The sequence below is a fragment of the Jiangella ureilytica genome (assembly GCF_004348545.1).
Classification (GTDB): Bacteria; Actinomycetota; Actinomycetes; order Jiangellales; family Jiangellaceae; genus Jiangella; species Jiangella ureilytica.
In genome coordinates this window covers 1-18,550 of sequence record NZ_SMKL01000044.1, presented here as the reverse complement: position 1 = coordinate 18,550, position 18,550 = coordinate 1, and the positions used below count along the sequence as shown (strand labels likewise).

Here is an 18,550-nt window from a genome sequence, read left to right as displayed (position 1 = left end):
TCAGAGAATGGCGTTCATCGCGTCGACGAACTGCTGCGGGGTGATCTCGCCGAGGAAGATCTGGCTGAGGTTGGTCAGCAGCTCCTGCGCCTGGTCGGACGGGAGCGCCTGGTCCCACGAGAGCTGGAAGTGCGGGGCGTCCTGGACCATGCCGTAGGCGAACTCCAGGTACTCCGCGTCGTCGCTCTGCGCGATCCGGTCCTCCAGGCCCGCGACCGGCGGGACGCTGCCGGCGTCGAGCATGGCCGTCAGCTGGTCCTCGTCGTAGACGAACTCGTTGAGGTAGTCCAGGGCGGTCTGCTTGGCCTCGTCGCTCGCCGACGCCGAGATGGACCAGAAGTTGGCCGGGTTGCCGACGATGTTCGCCGGGTCGCCGGAGCCGCCCTCGATGGTCGGGAACGTCGTGAAGCCCAGCGCAGAGGTCGCGAACTCGGGGTTGTCGGCGTGGAAGGTCGCGTAGAGCCAGCTGCCCTGCAGCAGCATCGCGGCGCGGCCGGTGTGCACCAGCGCGGCGTCGGCGCTCTGGTCGGCGGCGACGGAGGCGAACGCGTCGCCGAAGCCGCCGGCGTCGACCAGCTCCTGGATCTTCGTGAGCGCCTCGAGGATCGCGGGGTCGGACCAGGCGTCGGGCTCGCCGTCGAGCACCGCCTGGAAGACCTCGGGGCCGCCGATGCGGTCGGTGAGGTACTGGATCCACATGAGCTCGGGCCAGACGCTCTGCCCGGCCAGCGAGAACGGGATGATGCCGGCGTCGCTGAGGGTCGCGACGGCGTCGAGCGTCTCCTGCCAGGTGGTCGGGACCTCGATGCCGGCCTGGGCGAACACGTCCTCGTTGTAGTAGAGGATGACCGGCTGGACGTCGTTCATCGGGACCGCGTAGGTGGCGCCGTCGACGACGCCGTTCTGGGCGACGGACGGCATGACGCGGCTGACGAGGTCCTCGGTCTCGGCGGTGATGTCGTCGACCTGACCGCCCGCGACGTAGTCGGCGAGGGTGCCGCCGGTCCAGTTCATGATCAGCGTCGGCGCCTCGCCCGAGCCGACCGACGTGCGGATCTTCTCCTTGAACGCGTCGTTCTCGAACTCCTCGACCGTGATCGTCTGGTCGGGGTTGCCCTCGTTCCAGCGCTCGAACGAGGCGGCCGTGACCGGCCAGCCGCCGCCGGTGAGGATCCACGCGCTGGCCTCGCCACCGACGGCGCTCTGATCGCCGTCGCCGCTGCCGCCATCGGAGCCGCTCGTGCTGCCGTCGGTCGAGTCGCCGGGGCTCGCGCCCCCGCACGCTGCCAGTGTGAGTGCCGTCGCGGCCGCGAGCGCCGCGGTCGTCACGGCCCGAAGTCTGGTGTGCCTCATTGCCCCATCCCGTCCTCGTTCGAAACATTTACGACGGTGTTTCGGATGTCGGTGACAGTAACGAGGCATGGTGAGCCCGTCAATCGGCGGTTCGTTACGGGTTGACAACGGTGGTGACGCCGAAATAGTTTCGGACTCATGCGAGGAGAGCGGCCGACACTCGACACCGTCGCACGGGTCGCCGGCGTGTCGAAGGCCACGGTGTCGAAGGTGCTGAACGGCCGCGGCGACGTGTCGTCCGCCACCCGGGCGCGGGTGCAGGACACCATCGCGTCGCTCGGCTACGTTCCCAGCACCGGGCGTCGCGTGCACGACACCACGCCGACCGTCACCGTCCTCTTCGACGCGTTCGTGAACCTGTATTCCGCGCAGGTCCTGTCCGGTGTCGTGTCGGCAGGCATCGAGCAGGGTGTGGACGTCGTGGTGACGCACCTCGCGGGGTCGCCCGACGCGTTGACGCCGGCGTGGTTCCGCGGGCTGGCCGCCAAGGGCCACGTGGGCCTCATCGTCGTGACGACAGAGGTCCGGTCCGAGCAGGTCCGCGCCTGCGCCGACGCCGGGCTCGGCCTGGTCGCCATCGACCCCGTGTCGATCGACCCGAGCACCACCGACCAGCTGGTCAGCGTGAGCGCCACCAACTGGTCCGGCGGGCTGCAGGCGACGGAGCACCTGCTGGGGCTGGGGCACCGGCGCATCGGGTTCGCCGGCGGCCTGCCCGCGTCGCGGCCGGCACAGCAGCGGCTGCACGGGCACCTCGCCGCTCTGAGCAGCCGTGGCCTGGCGGTCGACGACGCGCTGATCCTGCAGGTGGGCTTCAGCCACGAGGACGGCCGCGCGATGGCCGGCCGCCTGCTCGACCTCCCCCAGCCGCCGACGGCCATCGTGGCCGGCTGCGACGCCTCCGCCCTGGGCGTCATGGAAGAGGCCCGGCGGCGCGGGCTGCGCCTGCCCGAAGACCTGAGCATCGTCGGCTTCGACGACACCTACGCCGCCGCCTGGACGTCGCCCCAGCTCACGACGGTGCGCCAGCCGATGCGCGAGATGGGCCGGGTGGCGCTGCGGACCCTGCTCCTGCTCGCGCAGGGCCAGCGCCCCGACACCCACCACTTCGAGCTGGCCACCACCCTCGTCGAGCGCAGCTCCACCGCTCCGCTCCCATGAGCGGGTGGCCCATGGCCGTTCACGCAGTCGTAACGCGCAGGGCACCTCTGTCACGTGGTCGTAATGGTCGCCGCACGTTCGAGTAACGACGGGTGGCCACGATCACAGGGACGTGCCGGCCCAGGAGACGGGACCGGCGTTCCGACTCGGCTAGGAGCCATCGATGCCCGAACTCAGCGCGGGGGATACCGCGTGGGTGCTCACGAGCGCGGCTCTCGTCCTGCTCATGACCCCCGGCCTGGCGTTCTTCTACGGCGGCATGGTCCGCGCCAAGGCCGTCCTCAACATGCTCATGATGAGCTTCCTCGCCCTGGCGATCGTGCCGGTGATCTGGGTGCTCTGGGGCTACACGCTCGCGTTCGACGGCACCAACGGCGGCCTGATCGGCGGCCTGGGGAAGTTCGGCCTCGACGGCGTGGGCGTCGACAGCATGTGGTCCGTGCCCATCCCGGAGTTCGCGTTCGTGGGGTTCCAGGCGGTGTTCGCGATCATCACCGTGGCGCTGATCAGCGGCGCGGTCGCCGAGCGGGCGACCTTCCGCGGGTGGGCGCTGTTCGTCCCGTTGTGGCTGACGCTGGTCTACCTCCCGGTGGCGAACTGGGTGTGGGGCGGCGGCTGGATCTTCGAGCTGGGTGCGCTGGACTTCGCCGGCGGCACCGTCGTGCACATCAACGCCGGCGCCGCGGGCCTGGCGCTCGCCCTGGTGCTCGGTAAGCGAGTCGGGTGGCCGAAGCAGCCGATGCGGCCGCACAATCTGCCGTTCGTGCTGCTGGGCGCGGGGCTGCTGTGGTTCGGCTGGTTCGGGTTCAACGCCGGGTCGGCGCTCGGCGCGAACGGGCTGGCGTCGGCGGCGTTCGTCAACACGCTGGTCGCGACGGCGGCCGCGGTGCTCGGCTGGCTGCTGGTCGACGTCGTGAAGCAGAAGCACTCGACGACGCTGGGCGCGGCGTCCGGCGCGATCGCGGGCCTCGTCGCCATCACGCCGGCGTGTGCGTTCGTCAGCCCCATCGGCGCGATCGTCATCGGCGTCGTCGCGGGTGCCGTCTGCGCGCTGTGCGTCGGACTGAAGTACCGGTTCGGCTACGACGACTCGCTCGACGTGGTGGCGGTGCACCTGGTGGGCGGCGTCATCGGGACGCTGATGATCGGCCTGGTCGCCTCGGCCGACTTCACCGGGGAAGCCGAGGGCCTGTTCTACGGTGGCGGCGTGGACCTGCTCTGGCGCCAGGCCGTGGCGGCCGCCGCCGTCATCGTCTTCTCGTTCGTCGTCGCGTTCGCGCTCGGCAAGATCATCGACAAGACGGTCGGGTTCCGGGTCAGCGAGGAGGAGGAGGTCGACGGCATCGACCTCGGCAGCCACCTCGAGACCGCCTACGAGCTGACCTCCACCTCCGCCGGCCCGAACCGCGGTGTGGCGGCCCCCGCCCCCGCACCCGTTCGCGCCGAGACCACGCAGGGAGCGTGACCCGATGAAGCTCGTCACCGCCGTCATCAAGCCGTTCAAGCTCGACGAGGTGCGCAAGGCGCTGGAGGCGTTCGGCGTCAACGGCATGACCGTCACCGAGGCCAGCGGCTACGGCCGGCAGAAGGGCCACACCGAGGTCTACCGGGGTGCCGAGTACACCGTCGACCTCGTCCCGAAGGTGCGCCTCGAGGTGCTGATCGACGACCTCGACGTGGACCAGGTGCTCGGGGTCATCGCCGAGGCGGCCCGGACCGGCAAGATCGGCGACGGCAAGATCTGGGTCACGCCGGCCGAGGCGGTCATCCGGGTACGCACGGGGGAGACCGGACCGGACGCCCTCTGACGCATGTCCGTCACGACGCGGTCGCCTTCCGCCGAGCGGTTCCTCGCCCTGCGGAAGGCGATCGTCGACGACGACACGCTCGGTGCCGCCCAGCGCGCGCTGACGCTGTCCGAGCTCGCCGACGGGTGGCTGGCGCGGCTGTTCGCCGACGTGCCGGCCAAGGTCCGCCGCGGCTTCGCGCTGGTCGCCGTCGGCGGGTACGGGCGGCAGGAGCTGCTGCCCGGCAGCGACCTCGACGTGCTGCTGCTGGTGAACCGCCGCGGCGACCCGGGCGCCGTCGCCGACGCGCTGTTCTACCCGATCTGGGACGCGGGCCTGGCGCTGGACCATTCGGTGCGCACGCTCGACCAGGCGCTCGACATGGCCGGCCACGACCTCAAGGTGGCGCTCGGCCTCATCGACGCCCGGCACGTGGCCGGTGACGACGCGCTGACGGAGAAGCTGCGCTCCGACGCCCGCGACGGCTGGCGCAAGCAGGCCGGCACCCGGCTGCCGGAGCTCGAGGCCATGTGCCGCGATCGCGCCGCGAGCGTCGGCGAGCTGGCCCACCTGCTCGAGCCGGACCTCGTGCAGGCGTACGGCGGGCTGCGCGACACGCTGGCGCTGCGAGCGGTGACGGCGTCATGGATCGCCGACCGACCGCGCACCGGCACCGTCGACGTCGCCCGGCAGTGGCTGCTCACGGTCCGCGACGCGCTGCACCGGGCGACGGGACGGCGGCAGGACCGGCTGCTCTTCGAGGACCAGGACGACGTCGCGGTGCGGCTCGGGCTGCCCGGCGCCGACGCGATGCTGCGCCGGGTCGCCGAGGCCGGCCGCACCATCGCCTACGCCTCCGACGTCACCTGGCGCGATGTCGAGCGCACCCTCGCCGGGCGGCAGCGGCGCGGACGGCGTCAGCAGCTGGTGCGCCGGCCGCTCGCCGACGGCATCGACGAGTACGACGGCGAGGCGGTGCTGTCGCGCGACGTCAAGCCGGACCGCGACGCCGTCCTGCCGCTGCGGTCCGCTGCCGCGGCCGCCCAGGCCGGCATCGTGCTGAGCCCGCAGACACTGGCCCGGCTGGCCGCCGAGTGCCCGCCGCTGCCGGAGCCGTGGCCGGCCTCGGCCCGCGACGCACTGGTCAGCCTGCTCGGCGCCGGCCCGGGTATCGTGCCGGTCTGGGACTCGCTGGAGGCGGCCGGCCTGGTCGTGCGCTGGTTCCCCGAGTGGGAGCGGATCCGTTACAAGGCGACCCGCACCCCGGTGCACCGGCACACCGTCGACCGCCACCTGGTCGAGACCGCTCTGGTGGCGTCGCGGCTGACCCGCCGGGTCGCCCGGCCGGACCTGCTGCTGCTCGCCGCCCTGGTGCACGACCTCGGCAAGGGCGTCAAGGGCGACCACTCAGAGGCGGGCGAGCAGATCGCCGTCAAGCTCGGGGCGCGGCTCGGCCTGACCGACGCCGACTGCGCGACGCTCGGCCGGCTGGTCCGCCATCACCTGCTGCTGCCCGAGACGGCGACCCGGCGCGACCCCGACGACCCCGCCACGCTCGCCACCGTCGTCGACGCCGTCGGCACCCGCGAGTTCCTCGACCTGCTGGCGTGCCTGACCGAGGCCGACGCGACCGCCGCAGGGCCGGTCGCCTGGTCGCCGCTGCGGGCCCGGCTGGTCGGCGACCTCGTCGAGCGGACCCGGCGGGTCCTGGCCGGCTCGGCGCCGCCGGCCCTGGCCCGGCTGACCCCGGAGCAGGCGGCGCTCGCGGCCGCGGGGGAGTTGGCGGTTCGGGTGGCGCCGGCGCCTTCACCGGCCGACGGCGACGGCGACGGCGGCGGTCACGGTCTCGCCGTCGTCACCGTTGTCGCACCCGCTCGACGGGGACTGCTCGGGACCGTCGCCGGAGTGCTGGCGCTGCACCGGCTGGACGTGCGCACGGCCGGCGCCTACACCGTCGGCGACACTGCCGTGCTGGTCTGGCGGGTCGTGCCCCGCCGCGGCGGCGGGCCGGACGAGGTCCGCCTGCGCGAGGACGTCGGCCGGGCCCTCGGAGGCAGTCTGGATCTGCGGGAACGGCTGGCGGCGCGGGCGGCGGAGTGGCGCGGCCGGGTGATCGTGCACGCGCGGCCGCGGGTCGAGCTGCTGCGCTCGGTGTCGGCCGATGCGACGGTGCTCGAGGTGCGGGCGCACGACGAGCCCGGCCTGTTGCACCGCGTGGCGACGGCGGTCAGCGCGGCCGGGGTGGCCATCCGCGCCGCCGTCGTCGAGACGCTGGGCTCGGAGGCGATCGACGTCTTCTACCTGGTCGACGACGCCGGCGCGCCGCTGTCCGCGGCGGCCGAGGATGCGGCGGTCGCCGCCGCCACGGCCGCGGTCGGTGGTGACGACGGAGACGACGTGACGCCGTCGCCGTGACGAATGACGTCCCTTTCCGGGGCCGTGCGGCGTACGATGAGAGCTCAGATGAGACCGCTCTCCTACGCGGCGGAGCGAACCGCTACATCGTCACGATGTAGCGAACCGTCGCAGGTCAGCAGCCATCTTGATCTTGGCTCGTGACCTTTCCGGCCTGATGACGAATTGTCGTCGGAAAGGTGGTCGAAACGGGTAGATCCTCTTCACCTGTCGCATGTCCGGCGTACATGTAGGCCTGGTCGAGATGCAACGCATACCCAGCAGAGTCACCCCCGACGGCGCACCTCGCGCCAGAGCTCTGACGGATCACCGGCGGTGGCGCCCGCGCCACGTCGAGGGGGTGGCGTGGTGCGCTCAGCTCGTTTCATCTTCCTTGCCCTGCACGACCCGGACCGGTCGCGCAGTCCCAGCTGGGGCCGCAACGCCGAGCCGGACCCGGCGCGGCGGGCGAGCGCCGCGGCGGTGTGCTTCGCCTGGCTGCTGGCCTCGCCGAACAACCGCGAGCTCGGCCGCAGCTTCCGGGTCTGGGACAGCTATGCCGCCGGGCGCTCCGACGTCGGCATCCTGCAGCAGGGCGTCGAGCAGCTCGAGACGTCGATGGCCACCGACACCGCGACGGGGATGTGGACCTGGCGGGTCATGCTGGGGGACCGGCCGGTCGCGCGGTCCGGGCGGATGTACCACCGCGAGCGGGAGTGCCGGTACAGCCTGCGCACCTTCCTCGGGGCGGTCCCCGGCGCGCAGCTGGTCGACGGCGTCCGGCAGGTCGAGGGGCGGGGGCGGCACGACCGGCAGAGCAGCGTGGGCTCGCTGTGACCATCACTGCACAGCACGACCCGGGCGAGACCGACGCTCCGCGCCGGCTGACCACCGTCACCGGCCGTTCGGACCAGATCTTCGGCGGCGTCTCGCGGCTGGCCGGCTTCCTCGTGCTGGCCGTGATGTCGCTCGTCGGCCTGTTCCTGCTCTACCGCGGCTGGCAGGCGCTGTCGGCCGAGGGCGTGCGCGCGTTCGTCACCACGACCACGTGGGAGCCCGACTCCGGCAACTTCGGCGTCGCCGCGGTGCTGGTGCTGACGGTGCTCATCGCGCTGGTCGCGATCACCATCGCGGTGCCGCTCGCGATCGGGACGGCGCTGTACATCTCCGAGTACGCGCCGCGCCAGTTCAAGCAGACGCTGATCAGCATGGTCGACCTGATGGCGGCGGTGCCCAGCATCGTCTACGGCATCTGGGGCGTGTACCTGCTGCAGCCGCACGTCATCGGCCTGTCGCGATGGATCGCGACCTGGCTGGACTGGATCCCGTTCCTCCGGGTCGAGGCGTTCGACCCACACGACCCGCTGCTGTCGATGTCGGTGTTCACGGCGTCGACGTTCATCGCCGGCATCGTCGTCGCCCTGATGATCACGCCGATCATCTGCTCGATCATGCGCGAGGTGTTCTCGCAGGCCCCGCCGGGCGAGCGGGAGGGCGCCTATGCTTTGGGCGCCACCCGGTGGGGCATGGTCCGCTCCGTCGTGCTGCCGTTCGGGACCGGCGGCATGATCGGCGGGTCGATGCTCGGCCTCGGCCGGGCGCTCGGTGAGACGATCGCCGTTTATCTGATCATCTCGCCCGTCTTCGAGATCCAGCCCAACATCCTGCAGACCGGTTCGAACTCGATCTCCGCCCTCATCGCGCTGCGGTTCGGCGAGGCCACCGAGTTCGGCATGTCGGCCCTCATGGCGGCCGGCCTGACGCTGTTCCTCATGACGCTGGTCGTCAACTTCGCGGCCTCGTCGATCGTGGCGCGCACCCGGTCCGGAGCGGCGAGCGAGGCGTGAACCGATGACCGTCACCACCGTTCATGAGCCCACCGCCCCCGGAGCCGTCGATGCGGGCCCGGCCGGCACGGAGCTGCCGCCGCAGCTGCCTGCGGCACAGAGCGAGACGCTGCGGCGCACCTCGTCGCTGCGCCGCAGCGACGTCCTCGCGCTGATCGGCTCCGCCCTCGCCTCCGTGGCCGTCGCGACGTTGTTCTTCTCGCTGCTGACACCGTTCGACGGCCTGGTCGGCTACGTCGTCGTCGGGTACGTGCTGTTCCTCGCGTTCTACGCGCTGCTGGTGTCCTACGACGAGAGCGGCCCGGCCGTGCGCGACCGGCTCTCGACCGTCGTCATGCACAGCGCGGCGATCGTCGTGCTGACGGCGCTCGTCTCGGTCGTCGCGTTCACGTTCTGGCGCGGCCGGGAGTCGATGGCCCACGGGAACTTCTATACCGAGGACCTGCGCAACGCCGGGCCGCTCGAAGGGCTCGAGGTCGGCGGAGTGCTCCACGGCATGGCGGGCACGCTGATCATGATCACCATAGCGATCGTCATCACCGTGCCGATCGGGCTGGTGTGCGCGGTGTTCCTCAGCGAGTTCCCGGGCCGGTACAGCCGCTTCGTCTGCACCATCGTCGAGGCGATGACGGCGCTGCCGTCGATCGTGGCCGGCCTGTTCATCTACGCGACGGTCGTGGTGGCGCTCGGCTTCGGGTTCTCCGGCTTCGCCGCCGCGCTGGCGCTGTCGGTGATGATGCTGCCGATCGTCATCCGCGCCGCCGACGTCGTGCTGCGGCTCGTACCGGGAACGCTGAAGGAGGCGTCCTACGGGCTGGGATCCGGCCACTGGCGCACCGTCTGGCACGTGACGCTGCCGACGGCGCGGTCCGGGCTGACCACGTCGGTCATCCTGGGCACCGCCCGCGGCATCGGCGAGACGTCGCCGGTGCTGCTCACCGCCGGCATGACGACGCATCTCAACCAGAACCCGCTCGAGGGGCCGATGGTCTCGCTGCCGCTGCTCACCTTCGACCTGGTGCGCTCGCCCGAGCCGAACTACATCTCGCGCGGATTCGGCGCCGCCGCGGTCCTGATGGTCATCGTGCTCACCCTGTTCATCGCCGCGCGCATCGTCGGCGGGCGCGGCCCCGGCCAGCTCAGCCGACGGCAGCTGCGGCGGCGCGTCGCCGCCTCGCGCCGTGACGCCGCGCGGTACGCCGGCCGCGACCGCCGGCCCGCTCTCCCGACCGGACCGGGCGAGAACGGATTCATCGACGGCGTGCTCGGGTCCGGTCCGGGCGAGCCGGGAGGATCGCGATGAGGTTCGGGATGCTGGCGCGGGCCGCGGGGGTCCTCGCCGCCGCGGCGCTGATCGGCGGTGCGGTCGTGTCGGGGGCCGATCCGGCGGTCGCCCAGGGCACGTACGTGAACGTGAGCGGATCGGGCTCGACGTGGAGCCAGAACGCGATCGCCCAGTGGGCGCGCAACGTCAACCAGTACGGCATGACGATCACCTACAACGGTGTCGGGTCGTCGGCCGGCCGGCAGCAGTTCGGCCAGGGCTCGGTGGACTTCGCGGTCTCCGAGATCCCGTACGGCCTGCGCGACGCCGGCACCCAAGGCTCGGACCCGCCGCCGGCGCGCGGCTTCCGCTACATGCCGATCGTCGCCGGCGGCACGGCGCTGATGTACAACCTGACGATCGGCGGCCAGCGGGTGACGAACCTGCGGTTGTCCGGCGAGGTCATCACGAAGATCTTCACCGGCGTCATCACCACGTGGAACGACCCGGCGATCCGCCAGGACAACCCGGCGCTCGCGCTACCGGCCCGCCGGATCGTGCCCGTCGTCCGGTCCGACGGCTCCGGCACGTCGGCGCAGTTCTCCATGTGGATGTCGTCGGAACACCCGGCGCTCTGGGACGCCTACTGCGAGCGGGTGGGCCGCGAGACCCCGTGCGGGCAGACGTCGTACTACCCCACGGTCAACGGCATGGTCGCGCAGTCGGGGTCCAACAACGTGGCCGGCTACGTCGCCCAGGCGCACAACGAGGGCGCCATCACCTACGTCGAGTACTCGTACGCGCTGAACGCCGACTATCCCGTGGTGAAGGTGCTCAACCGGTCCGGCTACTACGTCGAGCCGAAGCCGGAGGCCGTCGCCGTCGGCCTGCTGGGAGCCCGGATCAACGAGGACGAGAGCTCGACGGACTACCTGACGCAGAACCTCACCGGCGTGTACCGCAACGAGGACCGGCGCGCCTATCCGATGTCGTCGTACTCCTACATGATCATCCCCGACGAGCTGGAGTACGGCTTCAACGAGGACAAGGGATACAGCCTCGGCGCCTTCGCCTACTACTTCCTCTGCGAGGGCCAGCGCGCCGCGCCCGCACTCGGCTACTCACCGCTGCCGATCAACCTGGTCGAGGCCGGGTTCGCCCAGGTCCGCAACATCCCCGGCGCCGAGACCGAGCAGCTCAACATCGCCGACTGCAACAACCCGACCTTCTCTCCCGACGGCTCCAACCTGCTCGCGGAGGAGGCGCCGTACCCGCCCGCATGCGATCAGCAGGGCCCGACCCAGTGCGCCGCCGGCACCGGTGGCGCACCGCAGCCCGGCCCCGGCGGGGACGAGAACGGCGGTGGCGGTGGCGATGGGGGCGGCGGCGCCGGTGGCGGCGGTGGCGGTGACGCCTCAGGGGGTGCTGACGGAGGTGGCGACGCCTCAGGGGGTGACGCGTCAGGAGCCGGCGGTGACGCCGCCGGGGCGACGGGCGACGCGAGCGGCGGCGACGCGGCCGGCGATGCGGGCGGCGATGCGGGCGGCGCCGACGGCACGGACACCGGCGCCGACGGCGGGGCCCCGATCATCGACCCTGACACCGGCGAGATCATCGCCGGCGGGGACGGCGGAGGCGAGGGCGGGGGAGACGGCGACCCGAACGCCGCCAACGTCCCCACCGTCATGGCCGCCTCGACCGGCTGGGGCCTGAACCAGACCCTCATGCTGATCGCCGGCCTCTCACTGCTCATCGTCATCGTCGCGCCGCCGCTGGTGCTGCGCCTGCTCCGTCACCAGTCCGGGAGCCCTTCGTGACGCGCATCCTGTGGACCCGCCTGGTCGCCGGGCTGGGCCTGTTCGGCCTGGCGGTGAGCCTGGTGGTCCTCGGCCCGCCCCGCCAGGAGGCGGCCGCCGCCGACGCCCGCGCCGCGACCGACTCGGCCGTGACCGTCAACGGCCGCCCGGGCCAGTACGAGGACTTCTCCGACCTGGCGATCACGGTCTCCCAGACGAAGGGCCTGGTCAGCCAGGGGATAGAGATCACCTGGACCGGCGGCAATCCGACGCCGTACGGCGCGTTCGGGCCGAACTACCTGTCGTTCATGCAGTGCTGGGGGCCGGATCCCGACGCTCCCGACTTCCGCGAGACCTGTCAGTTCGGCGCGGGCCTGGAGGCGCCGTGGCCGTCGAGGTCCGGCAACGCGACCCGGGAGCCGGCCAAACTCTGGGATCCGGCCGAGACCTTCGAGCCCCTCCCGGGCGTGCCCGGCTACCCGGCCATCACCTCCCTGCCGTTCCGCGCGGCCAACGGCCGGACCTACGTCGACACCGGGACGGATGCCTCGGACCGTCGTCCCCACCCGGTCCCCGAGGAGTACGACGGCCTCATCCGGGACGTGTTCAACGTCGGCAGCACCAACGAACAGCCCTGGGTGGCCACGGGCGGCGACGGCGGGGGCCGGACGATCTTCTGGGTGCAGACCGCCAAGGAGGCACCGCACCTCGGGTGCGGGCGGGTGACGGAGGAGAGCCCCGAACCGCAGCCCTGCTGGCTGGTCATCGTCCCGCGAGGCGCGTTCACCCCGACGGGCGACCCGCGCCAGCCCGACGTCGGCGGCGGCGACCCGCCGATCTCGCTCACCAACTGGGCGAACCGCATCGTGGTCGAGCTGGACTTCCAGCCGGTGAGCGGCTTCTGCGAGCTGGGGGCGCAGGAGCAGTCGACGGTGGGCACCGAGCTGATCGCCGAGGCCATGACGTCGTGGCAGCCCGTGCTCTGTGCCGACGGCGGCCCCACGTTCGGGTTCTCGGCCACCGGAGACGTCGAGGCGGCCAACCAGCTGCTCAGCACCTACGAGGGTGCTCCCGGGCTGGCCTTCACCATCGACCCGATCCGTCCCGAGCGGGAGGGTCAGGGGGTCGTCCACGCGCCCGTCGCGCTGTCCGGACTGACCATCTCGTATCTCATCGACTTCCGGCCCAAGACGTTCGCGCCACCCGAGGTCGAGGCGCTGTTCGGCACGCAGGTCGACGACCTCAAGCTGACGCCGCGGCTGGTCGCGAAGCTGTTGACCCAGTCCTACCAGGTCGACGTCCCCGGCGGCGGTGCGGGCGGACTGGAGCACCTCAGCAGCGGTGAAGGCGTCCAGAACCCGATCTACATCACCTACGACCCGGAGTTCCTCGAGCTGAACCCGGCGTTCAAGGACTTCCCGCCGACCGCCAGTGGCCCGCTGGGCCTGATGGTCACACTGCCCAACGCGGCGGTGAACCGGGAGCTGTGGCGATGGATCCAGGCCGATCCCGCGGCGCGCGAATGGCTCGCGGGCACGCCGGACGAGAACGGGATGATCGTCAACCCGAACTACGAGAACCTCGGTCTCGACGAGACGGCTCCGCTCAACTTCCCGAAGGCCGACCCGGAGTGCGCCCGTCCGCCGAACGCGCCCGAGGACCAGCAGTACTGCACCCTCGACCTGCGGCCGTACGTGGGTTCCTACGCCGAGATCGCCCAGCGGGTGCTCCGCGCCGACGTGGGGGAGAAGGCGGTCTGGGACCAGTACCGCGACCCGCCCGGCTACGTCGTCGCGAGCCCGCGACCGGTGGGGAAGCGCTGGACCGTCGGCGTGACCGACACCGCCTCGGCGGCGCGCTACGGCGTGTACACCGCGAGCCTGCGCAATGCCGCCGGCGAGTTCGTCCAGCCGACCGAGGAGAGCATGCTCGCGGCGGCGAACGCGATGGAGGACGGCAACGAGGACGGCGTCTTCGAGATCGACCCGGCCGAGGAGGTGCCGGGCGCGTACCCGCTGACGATGGTGACCTACGCGGCCGTGCGGGTCGACCAGGCGCCGGCGGCCCTGCTGAACTACGCCGGCTTCCTCGCCTACGCGGCCACCGACGGCCAGGAGCCCGGTTCGGCGCGCGGCCAGCTGCCGCCCGGCTACGTGACGATGCCGGACGAGCTGCGGGCCACGACCGCCGTGATCGCGCTGTTCCTGGCGGCGCTGGCCGAACCGACACCCAGCCCGACGCCCACGCCGACCTCGACGCCCACGCCGACCCCGACGGGTCCGGGCCTCGGCGACCCCGGACCCGATCCGGCCGGTGCCGGCGACGACCCGCCGCCCGGGTCGGACGGGAACGGCCCGCCCGTGCTGGGCCACACCCCGCCGCCGGACGACACCGGCTCGACGAGCTCGCCGTCGCCGGGACCGACACCGCCGCCGCCCAACCCGAGCCCGACCCCGACACCGACCGAGTCGTCGACTCCAGTGGCGCAGGCGACCAGCACACCCGGGACCGACGCGGGGATCGCGCCCTACGTGCTCATGGTGGCGCTGCTCCTCGGGGCGGCCGCCGCCATCGCCGGGCCGGCGCTGGCGAAACTCGGCTCGCGCTTCAGCAGGCCGGCCTGACAACTACAGGAAACAGCCGGGAATTCGATTCCGAGAATTCTTCGGACACTGCCGTGTGCCCGCCTTCACCTGCGAAGACGGTCAATTCATCTGGCGTAAACGTTGGCGAGACATAGCCGGCCCAACGTTCGCGCTCCGTCCGTTCTCTCGCATTGAAGATCAGGAAAGTATCGATTCGGGTTCGCCGTGCAGGCATTGCGGCGTACTGCCAGTAGCACATCCCTGTGGAAAGGGGAGCACTTCAGTGAAGCGTCAGAATCTCGCCCGCGTGGGCGCCGCGCTGGGGGCCGCTGTATTGGCTCTCGGTCTCGCGGTCGGCCCGGCGGCGGCCGACCCGGACCCGGCGACCGACTACCGCCAGCTCGCCGGTGCCGGCTCCGACACGACCCAGGACGTGCTCAACGGCCTGGGCCTCGCCGTCGGCGGCGGTGACGTGATCGCGTCGTGGGACGCCCGCGGCACGGCCACCATCACCACCAAGGCAGCGGCACAGAACGCCAACTGCCAGGGCATGGTCCGCCCGAACGGCTCCGGCCAGGGCCGGACCGCTCTCCGCGCGTCGGAGGGCGATGGCCTGTGGCAGGGCAAGAACATCACCGGATGCATCGACTTCGCGCGGTCGTCCAGCGCGCCGTCCAGCCCGAGCACGACCGGCAACTACACGTACATCCCGTTCGGCGTGGACGCGATGTCCTACGCCGTGCACAGCGCGGCCGTCGGCGACCTCGGCTTCCCGACGAACCTGACCCGGCGCCAGCTCGAGGGCATCTACAAGTGCGTGATCACCCGGGTGAACGGCATCGACGTCAACCCGCTGCTGCCGCAGTCCGGTTCGGGCAGCCGGCAGTTCTGGCTGGCGCAGGTCGACATCCTCGAGGAGGAGATCCCGTCGTACCCCTGCATCGACCAGCGGAACAACACGATCCAGGAGCACGACGGCCGGGTCCTGCAGTGGAGCCTGACCAACAACTCCGCGGACATCGTGCCGTTCTCGGTGGGCCAGTACATCGCCCAGGGCAACGCGGGTGAGACGCACGGCGGTGTGCTGATCGATGTCGAGAACCGTCGCGGCAGCGCCGTCCTCGGCCGGGTGAACGGCGTCGCCCCGACCACGGGCCCGGCGGCCGACCCGGTGCTGAACACCGTCTTCCCGATCGTGCGTGACGTCTACAACGTCGTCCCGACGCACGACATCGAGGGTGCCAGCCCTGACGCCGCCATCGTGAGCACGTTCGCGGGCCCGAACTCGGCGGTGTGCCAGGCCCGTCCGGTCGTCGAGGCCTTCGGCTTCGGATTCCGGACCACCTCGGTCCCGGGCGACCCGCTGAAGCTCGCCTGCGGTGCCACCACCCTTCGGGCGAACAGCTGACCCGAGGCGCACGGACCCTCGTGGGCGCGCGTGACGGGCGCCCACGAGCGGGGCCGGCACGGGGCCGGCCCCACCATCACCTTCGAAAGGAAGGTATGTCATGCACATGTCGAAGAGGGCGCTGGCGCTCGCGGCCACGTCCGTGGTCGCCGGCGTCGTCGGTGCCGGTCTCGCTGCCGTCCCGGCGAACGCGGCCGTGCTCGGCGACGTGACGTTCTCGGCCACCAGCGGCAGCATCAACGACGGGCCGTTCCTCGAGTGGGCGCGTTCGTCGGGCCCGTGCCCGACGGCGTTCTCGCAGGGCGCGTCGCTCGACGTCGTCATCGACGTCGACGGCAACGGGTCCATCGACCTGGAGAACGAGCGCTTCTCGCTCGGGCCGACGCTGAACGACGGCAACTACGACCAGGGTCCTATCCAGGTCAACGGCATCGCGGGCACCGCCCGGACGCTCGAGACCCGGCTGCAGGGCCGCAAGGGCACCTTCGAGATCCGCATCAGCTGCCTCTCGGAGCAGTTCACCACCTCGCCCGACTACTACCGGACCGAGATCATCGTCGAGGGCGACACCTGGCGCCTGAACGAGGACGTCGACCCGGACCCGGTCGAGGGGACGCAGGAGATCACCACCACGGTCGAGCAGGGCGAGGGCCAGCTCACCATGACGATCGGCGACGACGCGCAGGTCACCCTGCCGGCGCCGCAGCTCGACGGTGACCGCCTGTCGTCCGAGGGCGATCTCGACCCCGTCACGGTCAGCGACACCCGCGCGGGTGCGCCGGGCTGGGACACCACCGCCCAGGTGAGCGAGTTCTCCGCCTCGGAGACCTCGTCCTTCGAGGGCAAGTACCTCGGCTGGACTCCGGAGGTCGTCTCCTCGACGGCCACCGGCGTCGTCGCCGGCGCTCCGGTCGCCCCCGGCTTCAGCGAGGGCACCGGCCTGTCGGAGGCGCGTCAGCTCGCCGGCGCTCCCGAGGGCAGCGGCACCGGTTCGTCGGAGCTGGGCGCGGGTCTCTCCCTGGAGATCCCGGCCGACACCGCGGCCGGCACCTACACCGCCACGCTGACCCTGACCACGATCTGAGTTCGATCGGGCCGGTCGTCAGCACGCCCCGGGGTGGATCCGGTGATCGTCGCCGGGTCCACCCCTCCGGCCGAGGCACGCTTCTCCGCCGAGGCCGCGGTGTCCGGCCGAGGCACGCTTCTCCGCCGAGGCCGCGGTGTCCGGCCGAGGCACGCATCTGTGCCGAGGCCGCGGGGTCCGGCCGAGGCACGCATCTGTGCCGAGGCCGCGGGGTCCGGCCGAGGCACGCATCTGTGCCGAGGCCGCGGTGTCCGGCCGAGGCACGCATCTGTGCCGAGGCCGCGATGTCCGGTGTGCTCGCGGTGGGTCCGGCCGCGTCGAGCGATACAGAATTGGAGCCACCTGCGATGGCCAGAGCCCTTCGCATGTCCCTGTCCCGGTTGCGCCCCGGCCGACTCGCCGGGGCGCTCGCTGCCGTTCTGGCCTCAGCGGCGTTCGTCGCCGCACCGGCAGCAGCCGACCCCACGCCCACCCCGTCCGGCGCGGCCGAGCAGCCCGCCGAGGACGCCGCCGGCTCGGTCAGCTGGTCCGTCCAGCCGTCGACGGCGAACGGCCCGGACGGCCGGACCGCGTTCACCTACGACCTGGAGCCCGGCGGCACCGTCTCCGACGTCGTCCGGGTCAACAACTTCAGCGACACCCCGCAGGTCTTCCGTGTGTACTCCCAGGACGCGATCAACACGCCGGAGGGCGGCTTCTCGCTGCTCGAAGGCTCCGAGACGCCCGTCGGCGCCGGCCTGTGGGCGGCGGTCGACCACGCGCAGGTCGAGGTGCCGGCCGGCGGCCACGTGGACCTCCCGTTCACGCTGACGGTGCCCGCGAACGCCACGCCCGGCGACCACGCCGGCGGCATCGTGGCGTCGCTCACCGACGTCGTCACCGAGGAGAACGACAACCAGGTCCTCGTCGAGAATCGCGTCGGCACCCGCATCTACCTGCGCGTCGCCGGCGAGCTGTCGCCGTCCGTGCGGATCCAGGCGGTGTCGGCGAGCTTCGACGGCGGCTGGATCCCGTTCACCGGCGGCGACCTGACCGTCGGCTACGAGCTGGAGAACACCGGCAACGTCCGGCTCACGGGGTCGCAGCTGGTCGACGTCGAGGGGCCGCTGGGAATCGGGCTGAAGTCCGTGCACCCGGACGAGCTGCCGGAGCTGCTGCCCGGGCAGAAGTACACCGTCACCGTCGAGGCGACCGGGGTGCAGCGGCTGGGCCGCGTGACCGCTCGGCTCACCGTCGACCCGTCGTCGCTGAACGTTCCCGAGGGCAGCCCGGAGCCGCCGAGCGTGACCGGCGTGGCGTCGGCGTGGGCGATCCCGTGGCCGGAGCTGGTCGTGCTGCTGGTGGTCGTCGTGCTGCTCTGGATGCTGCGCCTGCGCTCGCGCGGGCGTCGCCGCCGGGCGGCCGAGGCGATCGCGGCCGCCGAGGCGCGCGGCCGGGCCGCCGCTGCCGCCGAGCTGCAGGCGCCGCGGGTGATCGCGGTGGTGACGGGCGGCCTGCTGGCGCTGCTCGCCCTGTTCGGACCGGGCGGCGGGCTGACGGCGACGGCGAGCGAGCGGCCGCCGGGTCCCGGCGAGATGGACGTGACGGTGACGGTTCCGTCGACGACCCCGACCGGTGACGACACCGGCGACGACTCGGGCGACGACTCGGGGGACGACGGCGACGACTCCGGTGACGACGGTGCCGCGGGCGGCGACGAGGACGGCGCCGGCGAGCACCCGCCGACCGGTGCCGACATCGCCGGCTGGGCCGGCCTCGGCGCGCTGCTGCTGGTGTTCGGCACGCTCATGGCGCGCTCCATGCGCGGCACCGACGAGGCGGCGGCGTGAGCGCGCCGCCGGACGTCCCGGCGGCGCCGCCGGCCCCCGCCC

13 protein-coding genes are annotated in these 18,550 nt (G+C 72.2%); 12 read left to right on the top strand and 1 reads right to left on the bottom strand.

Annotated features, from left to right (window positions below; genetic code table 11):
• Nucleotides 1–1,353, bottom strand: a complete 1,353-nt coding sequence (locus E1212_RS18755; RefSeq protein ID WP_131985216.1) for an extracellular solute-binding protein — start codon at nucleotides 1,351–1,353, stop codon at nucleotides 1–3.
• A 138-nt stretch (nucleotides 1,354–1,491) separates the two neighbouring features.
• Between E1212_RS18755 and E1212_RS18750 the strand changes: the two genes are divergently transcribed.
• The 12 genes from E1212_RS18750 (at nucleotide 1,492) to E1212_RS18700 (ending at nucleotide 18,508) form a co-directional block, all read left to right on the top strand.
• Nucleotides 1,492–2,514 (top strand): LacI family DNA-binding transcriptional regulator, encoded by a 1,023-nt coding sequence (locus E1212_RS18750; protein WP_131985214.1) that lies wholly within the window; start codon nucleotides 1,492–1,494, stop codon nucleotides 2,512–2,514.
• 163 nt (nucleotides 2,515–2,677) lie between these two features.
• Nucleotides 2,678–3,979 carry an ammonium transporter gene (locus E1212_RS18745; protein WP_131985213.1) on the top strand — a complete coding sequence of 434 codons (1,302 nt, stop codon included), beginning with the start codon at nucleotides 2,678–2,680 and terminating at the stop codon, nucleotides 3,977–3,979.
• A 4-nt stretch (nucleotides 3,980–3,983) separates the two neighbouring features.
• Complete coding sequence (locus E1212_RS18740; RefSeq protein WP_131985211.1) at nucleotides 3,984–4,322, top strand: P-II family nitrogen regulator; 339 nt, start codon at nucleotides 3,984–3,986, stop codon at nucleotides 4,320–4,322.
• Nucleotides 4,323–4,325: 3 nt separating this feature from the next.
• Nucleotides 4,326–6,716, top strand: a complete 2,391-nt coding sequence (locus E1212_RS18735; protein WP_131985209.1) for a [protein-PII] uridylyltransferase — start codon at nucleotides 4,326–4,328, stop codon at nucleotides 6,714–6,716.
• 345 nt (nucleotides 6,717–7,061) lie between these two features.
• Entirely contained in the window at nucleotides 7,062–7,532 is a 471-nt protein-coding gene (locus E1212_RS18730; RefSeq protein ID WP_162605542.1) for a hypothetical protein, read from the top strand.
• Complete coding sequence (gene pstC, locus E1212_RS18725) at nucleotides 7,529–8,542, top strand: phosphate ABC transporter permease subunit PstC (protein WP_203416997.1); 1,014 nt, start codon at nucleotides 7,529–7,531, stop codon at nucleotides 8,540–8,542. The genes E1212_RS18730 and pstC overlap by 4 nt, the downstream gene beginning before the upstream one ends.
• 4 nt (nucleotides 8,543–8,546) lie before the next feature.
• Entirely contained in the window at nucleotides 8,547–9,845 is a 1,299-nt protein-coding gene (gene pstA, locus E1212_RS18720; protein WP_131985205.1) for a phosphate ABC transporter permease PstA, read from the top strand.
• Nucleotides 9,842–11,623, top strand: a complete 1,782-nt coding sequence (locus E1212_RS30825; protein WP_203416996.1) for a phosphate ABC transporter substrate-binding protein PstS — start codon at nucleotides 9,842–9,844, stop codon at nucleotides 11,621–11,623. The genes pstA and E1212_RS30825 overlap by 4 nt, the downstream gene beginning before the upstream one ends.
• Entirely contained in the window at nucleotides 11,620–14,226 is a 2,607-nt protein-coding gene (locus E1212_RS29550; protein WP_162605541.1) for a hypothetical protein, read from the top strand. Before E1212_RS30825 ends, E1212_RS29550 begins: the two co-directional genes overlap by 4 nt.
• Nucleotides 14,227–14,470: 244 nt before the next feature.
• Complete coding sequence (locus E1212_RS18710; protein ID WP_162605540.1) at nucleotides 14,471–15,595, top strand: substrate-binding domain-containing protein; 1,125 nt, start codon at nucleotides 14,471–14,473, stop codon at nucleotides 15,593–15,595.
• 100 nt (nucleotides 15,596–15,695) lie between these two features.
• On the top strand, nucleotides 15,696–16,679 hold the full coding sequence (locus tag E1212_RS18705; RefSeq protein WP_131985201.1) for a WxL domain-containing protein: 984 nt from the start codon (nucleotides 15,696–15,698) through the stop codon (nucleotides 16,677–16,679).
• A 365-nt stretch (nucleotides 16,680–17,044) separates the two neighbouring features.
• A complete protein-coding gene (locus E1212_RS18700) occupies nucleotides 17,045–18,508 on the top strand; it encodes a WxL protein peptidoglycan domain-containing protein (protein WP_162605539.1) in 1,464 nt (487 codons plus the stop codon).
• Nucleotides 18,509–18,550 lie beyond the last annotated feature (42 nt).

Bases quoted from the DNA above. Each gene is read 5' to 3' on its own strand.
- E1212_RS18700 (WP_162605539.1), top strand. From the start codon at position 17,045: ATGTCCCTGTCCCGGTTGCGCCCCGGCCGACTCGCCGGGGCGCTCGCT.
- E1212_RS18740 (WP_131985211.1), top strand. From the start codon at position 3,984: ATGAAGCTCGTCACCGCCGTCATCAAGCCGTTCAAGCTCGACGAGGTG.
- E1212_RS18735 (WP_131985209.1), top strand. From the start codon at position 4,326: ATGTCCGTCACGACGCGGTCGCCTTCCGCCGAGCGGTTCCTCGCCCTG.
- E1212_RS18755 (WP_131985216.1), bottom strand. From the start codon at position 1,353: ATGAGGCACACCAGACTTCGGGCCGTGACGACCGCGGCGCTCGCGGCC.
- E1212_RS18705 (WP_131985201.1), top strand. From the start codon at position 15,696: ATGCACATGTCGAAGAGGGCGCTGGCGCTCGCGGCCACGTCCGTGGTC.
- pstA (WP_131985205.1), top strand. From the start codon at position 8,547: ATGACCGTCACCACCGTTCATGAGCCCACCGCCCCCGGAGCCGTCGAT.
- E1212_RS18745 (WP_131985213.1), top strand. From the start codon at position 2,678: ATGCCCGAACTCAGCGCGGGGGATACCGCGTGGGTGCTCACGAGCGCG.
- E1212_RS30825 (WP_203416996.1), top strand. From the start codon at position 9,842: ATGAGGTTCGGGATGCTGGCGCGGGCCGCGGGGGTCCTCGCCGCCGCG.
- E1212_RS18750 (WP_131985214.1), top strand. From the start codon at position 1,492: ATGCGAGGAGAGCGGCCGACACTCGACACCGTCGCACGGGTCGCCGGC.